The sequence below is a fragment of the Paraburkholderia nemoris genome (assembly GCF_905221015.1).
Lineage (GTDB): Bacteria > Pseudomonadota > Gammaproteobacteria > Burkholderiales > Burkholderiaceae > Paraburkholderia > Paraburkholderia nemoris.
Map to the genome: position 1 here is coordinate 159,863 of NZ_CAJNBO010000005.1, position 14,904 is coordinate 174,766.

Consider the following 14,904-nt stretch of genomic DNA (forward strand, 5'->3'; position numbering starts at 1 on the left):
ACGGACATTATAGCGACTGCCCTCATGGCAGCCTGGTCGCGGGCGCTCTAGCAGAAGGATATCGCTCCTCAGCGGCGTGACGGCAATAACGAACGATCGTTCTATTTTAATCTCGAAAAAACCCGGGAGACAACCCCGGGTTAAGACCTACGACTCTAATTTTGCATTGCCGTCGTGTCTTGTCAGGCGAAACGGCCGATAAATCGGCCGCCAACTCACCAGGCGGTGATCACCGCCCCACCAAACTTGCTTTCGACAAACTGCTTCACTTCCGGCGAATGATACGCCGCGACCAGCTTCGCAACCCACGGCTTGCTCTTGTCAGCTTCGCGGATTGCGATGATGTTCACGTACGGACCCTTCGGGTCTTCGATCGCGATGGCGTCCTGCTTGGGCTTCAAACCCGCTTCCATCGCAAAGTTCGTATTGATCGCGGCGGCGTCCACGTCATTCAGCGAGCGCGGGATCTGCGCGGCGTCGAGTTCGACGATCTTCAGCTTTTTCGGGTTGTCGACGACATCGAGCGGTGTCGCCTTGAGACCCGCGTCCGGGCGCAGCTTCAGCAGACCCTGCTTCTGCAGCAACAGGAGTGCCCGGCCGCCATTGGTCGGATCGTTCGGCACCGCGATCTTCGCGCCCGGCTGCAATTCAGCCAGCGTCTTCACCTTCTTCGAATAGATGCCCATCGGGTACGTGACCGTATCGGCGATGCGAATCAGCTTGTAGCCGCGGTCCTTCACCTGGGCCTGCAAGTACGGGTCATGCTGGTAGCTGTTCGCGTCCAGGTCGCCGCCGGCGAGCGCCGCATTCGGCTGCACGTAGTCGGAGAACTCGACGATCTTGATGTTCAGACCGTTCTTCGCCGCGACCGTCTTCACGACTTCCATGATCTGCGCGTGCGGGCCGCCGGTGACGCCGACCTTGATCGTGTCTTCAGCGTGAGCCATGGTGGCGGCAGAGAACAGCGACGCGGCGCCAAGTGTGGCGGCCAGCTTGAGAATGAAACGACGTTGCATGATGGACCTTTCCGAACCTATCGATTCTGTTGTTTACTTATGGCTCAAACGACGCACGAGCCAATCCCCGAACGACTGCACCAGTTGCACGAAGACGATCAGGATCACCACGACCGTCACCATCACTTCCGGCAGAAAACGCTGATACCCGTAACGAATGCCCAGATCGCCAAGCCCGCCGCCGCCGATCGCACCGGCCATCGCCGAATAGCCGACCAGCGAGACGAAGGTGATCGTCAAACCGGCGACCACACCCGGCAGCGATTCCGGCAACAGCACCTTGAAAACGATCTGACTGGTAGTCGCGCCCATCGCCTGCGCTGCTTCGATCAGACCGCGATCGACTTCCCGCAGAGCCGTCTCGACCAGACGCGCAATGAACGGCGCCGCGGCGATCGTCAGCGGCACCACGGCCGCAGCCGTGCCGATCGACGAACCCACCACGAGGCGCGTGAACGGAATCACGGCAACCAGCAAGATGATGAACGGTGTGGAACGCACGGCATTGACGATCACGCCCATCACGCGATTCACGGCGATGTTCTGCAGCACGCCTTGACGGTCCGTCAGATACAGCAGCACGCCAAGCGGCAAACCGACCGCCGCGCCGACCAGTCCGGAGATGCCCACCATCACGAGCGTTTCCCAGAACGACTGGACGAACATATCGAACATTTCACTCAACATACGACAGCTCCTCTACCACCACACCCTGTTCGCGCAGATAGGTCAGCGCCTGTGCGACCTTCGCCGGTTGGCCCCCCGCGAGCACCGCGAGCGAGCCGAACGCCTGCCCCTGGATCTCGTCGATCTGGCCGTGCAGGATGTTGAAGTCGAGTTCGTAGCGGCGAATCGTTTCCGACAGGATCGGCTGATCGACACCCGAACCGGTGAACGCGAGGCGCAGCAAGTGGCCGCTGCCGGTCTTCAGGCGTTCGGCCACGCGCGCCTTCATCGCGGGCGGCAGTTCCTGCGCGATCACGTCGCCGATCAGCGCGCGCGTCACTTCATGATGCGGTTGCAGGAAGACGTCGATGACCTTGCCCTCTTCGACCACACGGCCGGCGTCGAGCACCGCGACGCGGTCGCAGACCTGCTTGATCACGTCCATCTGGTGCGTGATCAGCACGATCGTCAGGTTGAGTTCGCGATTGATACGCTTGAGCAGATCGAGGATCGAGCGCGTGGTTTCGGGATCGAGCGCGGAAGTCGCTTCGTCGGAAAGCAGCACCTTTGGCTTGCTCGCCAACGCACGCGCGATGCCCACACGCTGCTTCTGTCCGCCGCTGATCTGCGCCGGATAACGATCCTTCTGCGCCGACAGGCCGACCAGTTCGAGCAGCGGCAGCACGTTCGCCTCGATCTCGTCGCGCTTCATGCCGGCGAGTTCGAGCGGCAACGCCACGTTCTCGTACACCGTGCGCGACGACAGCAGGTTGAAGTGCTGGAAGATCATGCCGATTTCGCGACGCGCCTCGCGCAATTGCGCGGCGGGCAGCGTCGTCAGATCACGGCCGTTGACAACAATATTGCCTTCGCTCGGACGCGTCAGCAGATTGATGGTGCGCACGAGCGTACTCTTGCCCGCACCGCTGCGGCCGATGATGCCGAACACCTCACCCGCCGGAATCGACAGATTGACGTTGTGCAGCGCTTCGACCCAGCCCCGGGGTCCGGCGAACCGCTGAGAGATATTGCGTATTTCGATCATGGAAAAACGAAACGGCGGAGTTTGCCAACGAGCGTTGTGCGCTCCCGACAAGCGGCCGCCGTTGCTTTTATTGGGATTTGAGGCCGCAATTCTACCGCAGCGTCGTCATTCCCTTTAATAATCAATTTCGATCTTTTCATAACCACAGAGCATTAGAGGCGTGCCCGGCGCGAGATGCTCGCGCGTGCGCGCCCGCTGCGACTATGATCGGGCGAATCGAAATCAGGACCCATCCAGGATAAACGGCCACTATGGAAACAACCCGATCCGGCAATGTGCGTCCCGCAGCGGCCGCTCCGAAAGGCGCCCCCGCGCTGCGCTCCACGGTCACGACGAGCGACGGCGTCGAACTGCCGTTGTATCGCTGGCCCGCCACGACACCTCTGCGCGGCACGGTCGCGCTGGTACACGGGCTCGCGGAGCACGCCGGGCGTTACGCGGCACTGGCGGATCGGCTGAACTCGGCCGGCATCGAACTCGTCGCTATCGATTTGCGCGGACATGGGCATGCGCCGGGCAAACGCGTGTGGGTCGACCGGTTCGACGACTATCTGCTCGACGCCCAGGCCTTGCTCGATGAGGCGGCAACCAGTTGCGCTCCGCTGTTCCTGATGGGCCACAGCATGGGTGGCGCAGTTGCTGCGCTTTACGCAATCGAGCGGCTCGAGGCAAGCGGGCGTCGGTTGAGCGGTCTGATCCTGTCGAGCCCCGCGCTCGCGCCCGGCCGCGATGTGCCGCGCTGGATGCTCAAGGTAAGCCAGGTGATCAGCCGCATCTGGCCGACCTTCCCGGCGATGAAAATCGACGCGGCCTTACTGTCGCGCCTTCAGCCCGTGGTGAACGCCAATCGCAATGACCCGCTGGTTCATCACGGCGCGATTCCCGCGCGTACAGGTGCGGAGTTGTTGCTGGCGATGGCGCGCATCGAACGTGGCCGTGCTGGCCTGCGCGTACCGCTGCTGGTGTATCACGGCACCGCCGACAAGCTCACCGAGCCCGACGGCAGCCGCGATTTCGGCGCGCACGCAGGATCGCCCGACAAGACGCTCACGATGCACGAAGACAGCTATCACGAGACGATGAGCGATCTCGACCGGGACCGGGTGATCGGCGCGCTGATCGACTGGATCGAGAAACGGCTGCCTAAAGTCTGAGTAAGGCCTGAGCGCCGCACGGCGCGCAGAAGGCCAGGAACGGCCCGGCTAGCGCTTCCAGTCGGGCGGTCGTTTGTCGATGAACGCCTGCACGCCTTCGAGCGCGGAGTCGTCCATCATGTTGCAAGCCATGGTCTGGCCGGCTAACTGATACGCCGCTTCGATCCCCATTTCGAGCTGGCGATAAAACAGGCCCTTGCCGGCGCTCACCGCTTCGACGGGTTTCGCGCAGATGCTCTTCGCGAGGCGCGCGACCTCTGCATCGAGCGCGTCCGCCGGCGCAATGCGATTCACGAGCCCTTGCTGCTTCGCCTGGAGAGCGTCGATAAAATCGCCGGTGAGCAGCATTTCGAGCGCCGCCTTGCGCGAGAGATTGCGCGACAGCGGCACCGAAGGCGTCGCGCAGAAAAGACCCAGGTTGACACCCGAGACGGCAAAGCGCGCCGTGTCGGCAGCAACTGCCAGATCGCACATCGCGACCAGCTGACAGCCGGCCGCCGTGGCGATGCCGTGCACACGCGCGATCACCGGTTGCGGCAAGCGCTGGATCGTCAGCATTAGTTTCGTGCAGCGCGCGAACAACGCCTGGTAATACGCAAGCGAGGGCTCCGCGCGCATTTCCTTCAGATCGTGTCCCGCGCAGAACGCGCGGCCCGCGCCGGCGATCACTACCACCCGCGCGTCGGACTCCGCCAGCGCCGTCAGCGCCGACTGCAACGCGTCGAGCAGAGCCTCGGAGAGCGCGTTGAAGGCATCGGGCCGGTTCATCGTCAAACGGACGACGCCCGGCACGCCGTAGGCGTCGTGTTCGATTTCGACCAGCGACGCACTGCGCACCTCGGCATTCATGGCTCGCTCCTCGTTGAATTCGTGCATTTCGCGACGTTGGTGCAGCCTTTGTCGCGTGACAACTCAGATTCCGGCCAGCGAGCGCACGTGCGCCACCACGCTGCGCCCCAATGCCGACAGGTTGTACCCGCCCTCGAGACAACTGACGATCCGTCCCTGCGCATAGCGCTTCGCGATCTCGCGCATCTGATCGGTGATCCATGCGTAGTCGTCTTCGACCAGACCCATGTTGCCGAGATCGTCCTCGCGATGCGCGTCGAAGCCGGCCGAGATGAAGATCATCTCCGGCTTGAAATCATGCAGGCGCGGCAGCCACATCATGTCGACCGCCTCGCGTACCGCCATGCCTTTCGAGCGTGCCGGCATCGGCACATTGCACATGTTGGGCGCCTGATTGTCGGCGCCGCTGAACGGATAAAACGGATGCTGGAAGATGCTGCACATCAGTACGCGCGAGTCGCCCGAAAAGGCTGCTTCGGTGCCGTTACCGTGATGGACGTCGAAATCGATGATCGCCACGCGCTGCAAGCCGTGCACTTCAAGCGCATGACGCGCGGCGATCGCGACGTTGTTGAAGAAGCAGAAGCCCATTGCACGCGCCGGCTCCGCATGGTGGCCAGGCGGGCGCACGCTGCAGAACGCGTTGTCGTAGCGGCCTTCGATCACGGCGTCGGTCGCGGCCACCGCGGCGCCGGCCGCGCGCAACGCGGCCTGCAAGGTGTACGGGTTCATCGACGTATCGGGATCGATTTCGGTGAGACCCTCCACGGGCGAGCGGCTGCGGACGTAATCGACGTGGGCTTGCGTATGCACGCGCAACAGCGCGGCGTCATCGGCGAGCGGCGGCGACTCGCGCTCGATCAGCGAGTCGATGCGGCTCGCGATCAATTGATCTTCGATTGCCTGCAGGCGCGCCGGGCATTCGGGATGCCATTGCCCCATATCGTGCAGCAAACAATCGGCGTGGGAATAGAAGCCTGTTGCCATGATTCTCATCTGCGGCGCGGCGCTTTCAAGGCGCGCGCGGCGTGTCTCCGTCCATGGGCGCACACACTGGGCACGCCAACATTTGCCAAGTTACCACACCATGCGACTGTGACGCGCCAGGCACAGTTTTGCAGAAAGCGTCGGGTATACTGCCCTGTCCGTTTCCCCCTGTCTCTTTCGCACTGCGCCCCCAGCTCACTATGACCGTCAAGCTTGCTCTGTCTGCACGAAACCGGCTACGCATGAAGACCGCAACCGCCGCACTGTCCGTCGCATCGTGCATGTTCATGGCAACCAGTCCGGCGATGGCGCAAAGCGCCGCGAAAAAGCCGCCGGTGCTGCTCGCGCAAAGCCAACCGCAACCGGCGGTGCCGCAAGGGCAAACCTTCGAAGAAGAGATCATTCCGCAGCGCTACGCGAACAACCCGAATGTCGACGCGTTCATCAGCGACATGTCCGCGCGCTATGACTTCGACGAAGCCGCATTGCATGCGTTGTTCGCTCGCGTGAGCTATTCGGCCACCGCGGTCAAGCTCGTCACGCCCGCACCCTCCCCGTCGGTCAAGAACTGGCGCGTATATCAGTCGCGCTTTCTAGACCAGGTGCGCATCAACGCCGGCGTGCGTTTCTGGCGCGCCAACCAGGCCACGCTGCAGCGCGCCTACGAAGAGTTTGGCGTGCCGCCGGAAGTGGTCGTCGGCATCATCGGCGTGGAGACGATCTATGGGCGCTTCATGGGCAACTTCCGCGTGCTCGACGCGCTGACCACGCTCAGTTTCGACTACCCGAACACCGCCAATCGCGCGGATCGCCAGGCGACCTTCCGCAAGAATCTTGAAGATTACCTGGTCTGGACGTGCGATTCGCAAATCGATCCGACCACCGTGCTCGGTTCCTACACTGGCGCGATCGGCATTCCGCAGTTTCTGCCGAGCAGCATCGTGCAATACGCGGTGAGCTACGACGGCAATAAACAGATCGATCTGCGCACAAGCCAGGCGGATGCGATCGGCAGCGTGGCGAATTATCTGCGCCAGAACGGCTGGGAAAACGGCCGGCCGGTGGTGTGGAAGATCGGTACGGACGCCGGCAGCCTGGGCGTGGCGCAAGCGGCCGCCGACGGCAAGCCGGAGCCGCACTGGCCGCTGGACCAGTTGCTGCGTGCCGGACTGCTGCTGAACGAGCCGGGTGTCGATATCGCGTCGGAAGCCGGCACGCCGGTCACCGTAGTGGATCTGCCGTCGCCGGGGCGTGGTACCGAGTTCATGCTGGGCTTGAAGAACTTCTACGTGCTGACGCGCTATAACCGCAGTTTCTTCTATGCGCTCGCGGTTTATCAATTGGGCGAGCGGGTCAAGGCTCAGATGGAAGCAAGCGATGCGGCGAACGCCAGCAGCAATGCTGCGCCGCCGGTTGCCGCGTCGCAATGAGCTGAGCGGCGGCGGTCGTCAGACTCTCACTGCATCACGAGCGGGTAGCAAGCGACATAAAAAAAGCGCCGGTTAAACCGGCGCTTTTTTATTGGCCATCTCGTTCTGAGGGCCACTCAATACGCCGCAGCGCGATCAAGCCGGGAACACACCCGTCGACAGATACCGGTCGCCCCGATCGCAGACGATAAACACAATCGTCGCGTTCTCGACCTGGCGCGCGACGCGCAACGCCACCTCACAGGCGCCGCCCGACGAGATGCCGGCGAAGATCCCTTCGACCGAGGCCATGCGCCGCGCCATCGCTTCGGCTGCGGCCTGGCTCACGTTCTCGACGCGGTCTACACGGCTGCGATCGAAAATCTTCGGCAGATAGGCTTCCGGCCATTTGCGAATGCCCGGAATGCGCGAGCCCTCTTCCGGCTGCGCGCCGATGATCTCGATCGCCTGATTCTGTTCCTTCAGATAGCTGGACACGCCCATGATCGTGCCGGTCGTGCCCATCGACGAGACGAAGTGCGTGATGCGCCCTTCAGTGTCGCGCCAGATTTCCGGACCGGTGCCTTCGACGTGCGCGGCCGGATTGTCCGGGTTCGCGAACTGATCGAGGATGATGCCCTTGCCTTCGCGCTGCATCTGCTCAGCCAGATCGCGCGCGTATTCCATGCCGCCCGTGACCGGCGTCAGTATGATCTGCGCGCCGTAGGCCGCCATGCTCTGACGGCGCTCCACCGACAGGTCTTCCGGCATGATCAGCACCATCTTGTAGCCGCGAATCGCCGCAGCCATGGCCAAGGCGATGCCGGTGTTGCCACTGGTCGATTCGATCAGCGTGTCGCCCGGCTTGATGCGCCCGCGTGCTTCCGCTTTCTTGATCATCGACAGCGCCGGACGGTCCTTCACCGAACCCGCAGGATTGTTACCCTCGAGCTTTGCAAGAATCACGTTATTGCGGCTGCGGATCTCGTCGTCAGGGAGCCGGACGAGTTGCACGAGCGGCGTATTGCCGATCGTATCTTCAATCGTTTTGTAAGCCATATCGGGTCTGGTGCTGTCGATGCGCGGAGTCTTCAATCCATCGATTCTAAACCACCGTGCGCACGGCTGCCGTGCGGCCCTTCTAGCCGCATGGATGCAGGTGCTGACCGACGTGCGCGCATAACGCAAAAAGCCCGCGGCTGAGAACCGCGGGAGCCAGTCATCTGCATGACAGCTGAAGGAGTGTTCTTAACCACTCCGACCATGAAGGGTAACGACGGTAACAGGCCATACGCGCGAGGTGACCCGCCTCACGCGCACGGCCCGCGTCAGGCTATTTCTTCACCGCCACAGTGGCGTTGCTCTTTTGGGTAGTGGCCGCGCTAGTCGAGTTGGCCGCGTTGGCGCCATTACCCGCAGCGGCCGCGCCTTTGCTCTGTGCAGACGCCGCAGCCTGCGGGTTAGCAGCCGCGCCAGCCGGACCGACAGCGAGACCCTCCGCCTGCAGGCGCTCGACGGTATGCCCGCCCATGCCTTTGACGCGCTTGCCGAGATCGGCCGGGTCCTTGAACGGACCATGCGCTGCACGCTCGTCGAGAATGGCTTTCGCTTTGGCAGGACCGATGCCCTTGATGCCGCGCAGCGCATCCTCGTTAGCCGTGTTGACGTCGACCGCCGCGTACGCGTGGCCAAAAGCGGCCAGCATGGCCGCGGTAACCAGAATTTTTCGAAACATATGGAATCTCCCTCGTACAACCGGTTGGCGACCATCACCAACCGGGAGATTCCAGTTTAAAGAGGTATCCGAAAGATTTACACCTGGCCGAATAGCCAACGTACGTAGCGATCGACACCTTCCTGCACGCTCAAGAACGGTGCGTCGTAACCGGCGGCACGCAGCCTGGTCTGGTCGGCCTGCGTGAAGCACTGGTATTTGCCGCGCAATGCATCGGGGAACGGAATGTATTCGATCAAGCCGCGTTGCACCTGTTCCGCGAGCGACAACGGCGGTTCGTTGTTCAACGTGCGCAGCGTGTTGACCACCGTGCTCGCGATGTCGTTGAACGGCTGCGCACGGCCACTGCCCAGGTTGAAGATGCCCGACTTGTCCGGATTGTCGAAGAAGAACAGGTTCACTTTCACCACGTCTTCGACGGAGACGAAATCGCGCGTCTGCTCGCCCGCGGCGTAACCGTTGTATTCGCCAAACAGCTTGACCTTGCCCTCGGCGCGGAACTGGTTGAAGTTGTGAAACGCTACCGACGCCATGCGCGCCTTGTGCGTCTCGCGCGGCCCGTAGACGTTGAAATAGCGGAAGCCGGCAATCTGGCTCTTCGCGGTGGGCAGCACTCGGCGAATCACCTGATCGAACAGGAACTTCGAATAGCCGTACACGTTCAGCGGCTGCTCGACTTCGCGCTCTTCGACGAAGCGGCTGGAGCCGCCATACGTCGCGGCCGAAGACGCATACAGAAACTGGATATTCTGCGCGAGGCAGACATCGAGCACTTCACGGCTATAGCGAAAGTTGTTGTCCATCATGTAGCGGCCGTCGGTTTCCATCGTGTCCGAACAGGCGCCTTCGTGGAAAATCGCGCGCACTTTGCCGAAGTCGCCCCGCTTGAAGCGCTCGACGAATTCGGTCTTGTCGAGATAGTCGTCGATCTCGCAATCGACGAGATTCTTGAACTTGTCCGCGCGCGTGAGGTTATCGACAGCGACGATGCGTTGTTCACCGCGCTCGTTGAGCGCCTTCACGAGATTGCTGCCGATAAAGCCGGCCGCGCCGGTGACGATGAGGGTCATGATGATCCTGCGGTAATGGGCTTTGCATGGGATCGGAGTAAGTGTTTTGCACCAACTCCGATCTACAGCTCAGTTGACGCCTCGCGGGGTCCTCTTATGCGCCGTCGAAACTGGAGCACAAGGCGAGGAACCCGGCGGGCTGCATCAATGAAAAAGTTCGTCGTAGGTGACGGTGGCGGTACCGAGTTTGCCGACCACGATGCCGGCCGCGCGATTCGCGAGCCCGACCGCCTCGACCAGCGTAAGACCCGCGCCGAGCATGGCGGCGAGCGTGGCGATCACGGTGTCGCCCGCGCCCGATACATCATACACTTCACGTGCAACGGCCGATGTATGCAGGATGCCGTCGTCGGCGAAGAGCGTCATACCCTCTTCCGAACGCGTCAGCAGCAAGGCCTTGAACTCGAGATCGGCGCGCAGTTTGGTCACGCGCGCGATCAGATCCTCTTCGGATTTCCACTGTCCGACCACCTCGCGCAACTCGGCGCGATTCGGTGTGATCAGCGTGGCGCCGCGATAGCGCTCCCAGTCGTCGCCCTTCGGATCGACCAGCACCGGCTTACCCGCCGCATGCGCCTTGGCGATCATCTGGGTGACGTGCGTGAGACCACCCTTCGCGTAATCGGACATCAGGATCACGTCGTGCGACGGCAGCAGATCGTCGAAACGCGCGAGCCCCGCGAGCAGCACTTCGTGCGCCGGCGAGTTTTCGAAGTCGACGCGCAGCAACTGCTGCTGACGCGACAACACGCGCAGTTTGATCGTGGTGAGCAAATCCGGATCGCGTTCCAGATGCGGCGCCACGCCACTTTCGGCGAGGAGTTGCACGATGCGCTCGCCGGGCTCGTCATGGCCGACCACGCACAGCAAACCCGCTTGCGCGCCGAGCGCCACCGCATTGCGCGCCACGTTCGCGGCACCGCCAAGACGGTCTTCCTGGCGCTGCACATGCACGACCGGCACCGGCGCTTCCGGCGAAATACGGTTCACGTCGCCAAACCAGTAGCGATCGAGCATCACGTCGCCGACCACCAGCACGCGCGCCGCGCCAAGGCGTTCGCGCGGCACTACGGTCAGTGCGGACGTGGGTGTGGACTGAGCGGCTTCAGGCATTGCTGGAGACATCGGCCGGAAATTCAGAGGGCTGGGCATAAGGTCGTCCAATCGAGTGATAGTCGATGCCGAGTTCGGTCATCGCGTCCGGCTCGTACAGATTGCGGCCGTCGAAAATCAGCGGTGACTTGAGCACCGATTTCAGGTGCACGAAATCCGGGCTCTTGAATTCCTTCCATTCGGTGACGACCACCAGCGCGTCGGCGCCGGTGAGCGTTTCGTCCTGGGTGCTCGTGAACGTGAGACGCGCAAGCTGGTCCGGCGCATCGTGCAGATCTATGGCGAACACACGGCGCGCTTCGGCAACCGCGACCGGATCGTACGCGCGAACCTGCGCGCCACGCGCCAGCAATTCAGCGATCACGCGACGGCTCGGCGCTTCGCGCATGTCGTCGGTATTCGGCTTGAATGCAAGACCCCACACGGCGAACGTGCGGCCGCTCAGATCTTCACCGAGCTTGGCCGTGATCTTGTTCACCAGCACGTCTTTCTGCTTGTAGTTCACTTCCTCGACGGCTTCGAGGATGCGCAGATTGTGGCCGGTTTCGGCGGCGGTGCGGATCAGCGCCTGCACGTCTTTCGGAAAGCACGAGCCGCCGTAGCCCGCGCCGGCATACAGGAAGTGATAGCCGATGCGCGGGTCCGAGCCAATGCCGCGACGCACCGCTTCGATATCCGCGCCGACCCGGTCGGCCAGATTCGACATCTCGTTCATGAACGAGATGCGCGTGGCCAACATCGCATTGGCGGCGTATTTCGTAAACTCAGCCGAGCGCACATCCATGTACAGCGTGCGTTCGTGATTGCGGTTAAACGGCGCGTACAGACGCTTCATCAGCTCGCGCGCACGCAGGCCGGCCTCATCCTCGTCGCTGCCGAGCACGATGCGATCGGGACGCATGAAGTCGTCGACCGCCGCGCCTTCCTTCAGAAACTCCGGGTTCGACACCACCGAGAAGCGGTGCTGTTCGCTATTGGCGAGCCCGCGCTTGGCCAGTTCCTCTTCGACCACCGCGCGCACACGTTGCGCGGTGCCGACCGGCACCGTCGACTTGTCGACGATCACCTTGAAGCCGTTCATCGTGCGGCCGATGTTGCGCGCCGCTTCGAGCACGTATTGCAGATCGGCCGAGCCGTCTTCGTCGGGCGGCGTGCCGACAGCGATGAACTGCACCTCGCCGTGCGCCACGCTCGCTTCGATATCCGTCGAAAACGTGATGCGGCGCGCCGCACGCGTACGGGCGATGATCTCCAGCAAACCCGGCTCGTGGATCGGCACGCCGCCGTTGTTGAGGATTTCGATTTTGCGCGGATCGACGTCGAGACAGAAGACGTCATGGCCGATTTCGGCGAGGCACGCGCCGGTGACGAGACCAACATAGCCCGTGCCGATAATGGTGATTTTCATACGCTTTCCGGTAGAGGGTTCCGGTGAGGGTTTCTCGTAGTGAACAAGGCCGTCATGATCCCACCCGGCCTAATTCGCCTGGCGGGCCGCCGTCGTTGCGGCGCGGCTATGCAATTCCATTCGCTATCAGTTCGACGCCGTGATCGGTTCGACGCGACGCGGCGCATAGGTTTCCCAACCGCTGCAACCCGGACACTGCCAGTAGAACAGCCGCGCCCTGAAACCACAATTCTGGCACGTATACCGTGGCAGATTTTTGGTGCGCTGGCGAATCAGCGTACGCATCAGCTCGAGCTCGCTCTTGCGCGGCTCTTCCGCGACAGCTTCCTGCGCTTCCAGGAGACGCGTCATGCCCGCCAGATTCGGCGACTTCTGCATCTGCGAGCGTGCCAGCGCGTGAGCGGCGTCGGGCCCGCGCACCGCTGCAATGTACTGATAGATCACGTCGAGCAGATCATTCGACGGATAGCGGTCCACCCATGTGATGAGCAGATCGGCGCCATCCTGCGGACGGCCGAGCGCCTCATAGGCCTTCATCAGCTTTTCAGCGACGAGCGGCAGATAGGCGGGATTCTGTTCCTCCACACGCCGCCATTGGACGATCGCGGCCTCTTGTGAACCGGCCGTCGCGTCAACGTCGCCGAACAGTATCGTGGCGCGTACGTTGGTTGGGTTCGCCTTCAATGCAAAGCCAAGCTGCCGGCGCGCCTCGTCTGCGTTTTTCTGCTGAAGCGCTTCCTGCGCGAGCTCGCAATGAAACTGCGCGATGTCCTTGTCGAGCGACTCGGCGCCCATTGTTTCCAGATGGCGCGCGATATCTATCGACTTAACCCAGTCTTTCTCGATCTGGTAGATGGTGAGCAGCGCACGCTGCGCACCCAACGCGTAATTGCCGGTTTCGAGCGAGCGGAAGGTTTCCTCGGCACGATCGAGCAAACCGGCCTTCAGAAAGTCCTGGCCCAGTTCGAACAGCGCGTGATCCCGCTCGGTGACCGGCAGATCGGTGCGGCTCAGCAGGTTCTGATGCACGCGGATCGCACGGTCCGTCTCACCGCGGCGGCGGAACAGGTTACCCAGTGCAAAATGCAACTCGATCGTTTCCGGGTCGAGCTTGACGACTTCGATAAACGCGTCGATCGCCTGGTCGGGCTGCTCATTGAGCAGGAAATTCAGGCCGCGGAAGTACGAACGCGGCAGGTTGGCGCTTTCGGACAGCAGCGTCTTGAGGTCGTAGCGCGCGGCCATCCAGCCGAACGCAAAAGCGACGGGTATGACAAGCAGCCACCAGAAGTCTAGATCCATGCGATTAATGCAAATGTGCGGGAAAGCGGAAGCGGAAAGCCGCGCTTCAGAAGCGCGGCAGAAGACAACTTAGATCAACGGCGGCATGGGCGGTTGTTCGACCACCACCGGAGCTTCGCGCGCCACACGCAACTCACGCTTGAGCCGGCCGTTCTCCATGCGCAGGCGCACCATGCCCGGCATGGACGACACCAGCCCGGCCAGCAGCCCCACCACGAAGAACGCGAGGCCGATCAGAATCAAAGGCGCCGACCACGCGTAACCCGCGAGGAAATTCAGCGTAGCAGTTTGTGTATTGGAGAGTGCGAGCACCAGCAGGAGCACGAACACCAGCACACGGATCAGCCAGACGATAAATTTCATGAATAGGTCTCTTGACGGCAGTTGCGGGGTGACGCCGGCTTGATGACGCGTCGCGCCACGGTGTTGCCCGCGCCGAAGTGACCCGTATTGTAATGGATGCCCTCGCGGCTGGGCAGGAACTGGCTGATAGAGGACTTACGCGAGGTTTACCTTGCCGCAAGCGGATGCATGGGCAGGTGTGTTCGATTGGGGAATGTGCCGGGCTTCAGGAACGAAAAAGCGGACGAAAAAACGGAGAAAAGACGGAGAAAAGATGTGGACGAAAAAAAAGCGCCCGAAGGCGCTTTTTCTGGTCTTTTGCCGTCTGGCTTTGGCCGCTGACGCTACCAATGCCATGCTGCGAACCGCACAGCGAAGCATTTACAGGTCGTCGTCATCCGGCTCGTCGGCCTTCAACGGCTCGCCCGAACGTCGATCTACCCGTTCGCGCAATTCCTTGCCCGGCTTGAAATGCGGTACGTACTTCTCAGGTACCAGCACCTTCTCGCCCGACTTCGGATTACGCCCGACGCGGGAGGGACGACGATTAAGGCCGAAGCTGCCGAAGCCGCGAATTTCAATGCGATGGCCGTTGGCAAGCGCCTCCGACATCGCATCAAGCATCGTCTTCACCGCGAAATCCGCATCTTTAAGTACAAGCTGCGGAAATCGCGTAGCCAGCTGGGCGACCAATTCCGATTTGGTCATACTGCAGCAGACCTCGCAAGAAAACGCCGGGCCGCCCCCATGTTGTTATGCTCCCCCTCGCGGGGGACCTGCCGCTGAGCGACAGGTTTGGGGGCGTTCC

The 14,904-nt window shown here is 62.1% G+C and carries 15 protein-coding genes; 2 read left to right on the forward strand and 13 right to left on the reverse strand.

Annotated features, from left to right (window positions below; all coding sequences use genetic code 11):
• Window positions 1–215 precede the first annotated feature (215 nt).
• From KHO33_RS09550 to KHO33_RS09560, 3 genes are read right to left on the reverse strand one after another with little or no spacing between them, the layout of a single operon-like run.
• Window positions 216–1,016: a MetQ/NlpA family ABC transporter substrate-binding protein gene (locus tag KHO33_RS09550; protein ID WP_200564648.1), complete on the reverse strand. Its 801-nt coding sequence runs from the start codon at window positions 1,014–1,016 to the stop codon at window positions 216–218.
• A gap of 33 nt (window positions 1,017–1,049) precedes the next feature.
• A complete protein-coding gene (locus KHO33_RS09555; RefSeq protein WP_054037200.1) occupies window positions 1,050–1,703 on the reverse strand; it encodes a methionine ABC transporter permease in 654 nt (217 codons plus the stop codon).
• Entirely contained in the window at window positions 1,693–2,727 is a 1,035-nt protein-coding gene (locus tag KHO33_RS09560; RefSeq protein ID WP_200564649.1) for a methionine ABC transporter ATP-binding protein, read from the reverse strand. Before KHO33_RS09560 ends, KHO33_RS09555 begins: the two co-directional genes overlap by 11 nt.
• 251 nt (window positions 2,728–2,978) lie before the next feature.
• Here KHO33_RS09560 and KHO33_RS09565 point away from each other — a divergent pair, with 251 nt between their 5' ends.
• Entirely contained in the window at window positions 2,979–3,881 is a 903-nt protein-coding gene (locus tag KHO33_RS09565) for an alpha/beta hydrolase (protein ID WP_200564650.1), read from the forward strand.
• A 48-nt stretch (window positions 3,882–3,929) separates the two neighbouring features.
• Here the strand turns inward: KHO33_RS09565 and KHO33_RS09570 are convergent, their stop codons facing one another.
• Window positions 3,930–4,730 (reverse strand): enoyl-CoA hydratase, encoded by an 801-nt coding sequence (locus KHO33_RS09570; RefSeq protein WP_200564651.1) that lies wholly within the window; start codon window positions 4,728–4,730, stop codon window positions 3,930–3,932.
• 63 nt (window positions 4,731–4,793) lie between these two features.
• Window positions 4,794–5,717, reverse strand: a complete 924-nt coding sequence (locus KHO33_RS09575) for a histone deacetylase family protein (protein WP_200564652.1) — start codon at window positions 5,715–5,717, stop codon at window positions 4,794–4,796.
• A gap of 200 nt (window positions 5,718–5,917) precedes the next feature.
• On the opposite strand from KHO33_RS09575, the gene mltB reads away from it, so the two are divergent.
• Window positions 5,918–7,147: a lytic murein transglycosylase B gene (mltB, locus tag KHO33_RS09580; protein ID WP_200564653.1), complete on the forward strand. Its 1,230-nt coding sequence runs from the start codon at window positions 5,918–5,920 to the stop codon at window positions 7,145–7,147.
• A 135-nt stretch (window positions 7,148–7,282) separates the two neighbouring features.
• On the opposite strand, the gene cysM is transcribed toward mltB, so the two are convergent.
• The 8 genes from cysM to KHO33_RS09620 form a co-directional block, all read right to left on the reverse strand.
• Window positions 7,283–8,185 (reverse strand): cysteine synthase CysM, encoded by a 903-nt coding sequence (gene cysM, locus KHO33_RS09585; protein WP_200564654.1) that lies wholly within the window; start codon window positions 8,183–8,185, stop codon window positions 7,283–7,285.
• Window positions 8,186–8,459: 274 nt separating this feature from the next.
• On the reverse strand, window positions 8,460–8,861 hold the full coding sequence (locus KHO33_RS09590) for a ComEA family DNA-binding protein (RefSeq protein WP_054037207.1): 402 nt from the start codon (window positions 8,859–8,861) through the stop codon (window positions 8,460–8,462).
• 77 nt (window positions 8,862–8,938) lie between these two features.
• Window positions 8,939–9,931: an ADP-glyceromanno-heptose 6-epimerase gene (rfaD, locus tag KHO33_RS09595; protein ID WP_200564655.1), complete on the reverse strand. Its 993-nt coding sequence runs from the start codon at window positions 9,929–9,931 to the stop codon at window positions 8,939–8,941.
• A gap of 144 nt (window positions 9,932–10,075) precedes the next feature.
• Window positions 10,076–11,083, reverse strand: a complete 1,008-nt coding sequence (rfaE1, locus tag KHO33_RS09600; RefSeq protein ID WP_093639303.1) for a D-glycero-beta-D-manno-heptose-7-phosphate kinase — start codon at window positions 11,081–11,083, stop codon at window positions 10,076–10,078.
• Window positions 11,037–12,452: a UDP-glucose dehydrogenase family protein gene (locus tag KHO33_RS09605; RefSeq protein WP_200564656.1), complete on the reverse strand. Its 1,416-nt coding sequence runs from the start codon at window positions 12,450–12,452 to the stop codon at window positions 11,037–11,039. Before KHO33_RS09605 ends, rfaE1 begins: the two co-directional genes overlap by 47 nt.
• 126 nt (window positions 12,453–12,578) lie before the next feature.
• Window positions 12,579–13,754: a lipopolysaccharide assembly protein LapB gene (gene lapB / locus KHO33_RS09610; RefSeq protein WP_200564657.1), complete on the reverse strand. Its 1,176-nt coding sequence runs from the start codon at window positions 13,752–13,754 to the stop codon at window positions 12,579–12,581.
• Window positions 13,755–13,823: 69 nt separating this feature from the next.
• The gene (locus KHO33_RS09615; protein ID WP_054037219.1) at window positions 13,824–14,117 is read right to left on the reverse strand and encodes a LapA family protein; all 294 of its coding nucleotides are present in this window, start codon (window positions 14,115–14,117) and stop codon (window positions 13,824–13,826) included.
• A 360-nt stretch (window positions 14,118–14,477) separates the two neighbouring features.
• On the reverse strand, window positions 14,478–14,804 hold the full coding sequence (locus KHO33_RS09620; RefSeq protein WP_028200079.1) for an integration host factor subunit beta: 327 nt from the start codon (window positions 14,802–14,804) through the stop codon (window positions 14,478–14,480).
• Between the last annotated feature and the right edge of the window lie 100 nt (window positions 14,805–14,904).

Bases quoted from the DNA above. Each gene is read 5' to 3' on its own strand.
- KHO33_RS09620 (WP_028200079.1), bottom strand. From the start codon at position 14,804: ATGACCAAATCGGAATTGGTCGCCCAGCTGGCTACGCGATTTCCGCAG.
- lapB (WP_200564657.1), bottom strand. From the start codon at position 13,754: ATGGATCTAGACTTCTGGTGGCTGCTTGTCATACCCGTCGCTTTTGCG.
- KHO33_RS09550 (WP_200564648.1), bottom strand. From the start codon at position 1,016: ATGCAACGTCGTTTCATTCTCAAGCTGGCCGCCACACTTGGCGCCGCG.
- KHO33_RS09615 (WP_054037219.1), bottom strand. From the start codon at position 14,117: ATGAAATTTATCGTCTGGCTGATCCGTGTGCTGGTGTTCGTGCTCCTG.
- KHO33_RS09555 (WP_054037200.1), bottom strand. From the start codon at position 1,703: ATGTTGAGTGAAATGTTCGATATGTTCGTCCAGTCGTTCTGGGAAACG.
- rfaD (WP_200564655.1), bottom strand. From the start codon at position 9,931: ATGACCCTCATCGTCACCGGCGCGGCCGGCTTTATCGGCAGCAATCTC.
- KHO33_RS09590 (WP_054037207.1), bottom strand. From the start codon at position 8,861: ATGTTTCGAAAAATTCTGGTTACCGCGGCCATGCTGGCCGCTTTTGGC.
- KHO33_RS09565 (WP_200564650.1), top strand. From the start codon at position 2,979: ATGGAAACAACCCGATCCGGCAATGTGCGTCCCGCAGCGGCCGCTCCG.
- KHO33_RS09570 (WP_200564651.1), bottom strand. From the start codon at position 4,730: ATGAATGCCGAGGTGCGCAGTGCGTCGCTGGTCGAAATCGAACACGAC.
- KHO33_RS09605 (WP_200564656.1), bottom strand. From the start codon at position 12,452: ATGAAAATCACCATTATCGGCACGGGCTATGTTGGTCTCGTCACCGGC.
- KHO33_RS09575 (WP_200564652.1), bottom strand. From the start codon at position 5,717: ATGGCAACAGGCTTCTATTCCCACGCCGATTGTTTGCTGCACGATATG.
- mltB (WP_200564653.1), top strand. From the start codon at position 5,918: ATGACCGTCAAGCTTGCTCTGTCTGCACGAAACCGGCTACGCATGAAG.
- rfaE1 (WP_093639303.1), bottom strand. From the start codon at position 11,083: ATGCCCAGCCCTCTGAATTTCCGGCCGATGTCTCCAGCAATGCCTGAA.
- KHO33_RS09560 (WP_200564649.1), bottom strand. From the start codon at position 2,727: ATGATCGAAATACGCAATATCTCTCAGCGGTTCGCCGGACCCCGGGGC.
- cysM (WP_200564654.1), bottom strand. From the start codon at position 8,185: ATGGCTTACAAAACGATTGAAGATACGATCGGCAATACGCCGCTCGTG.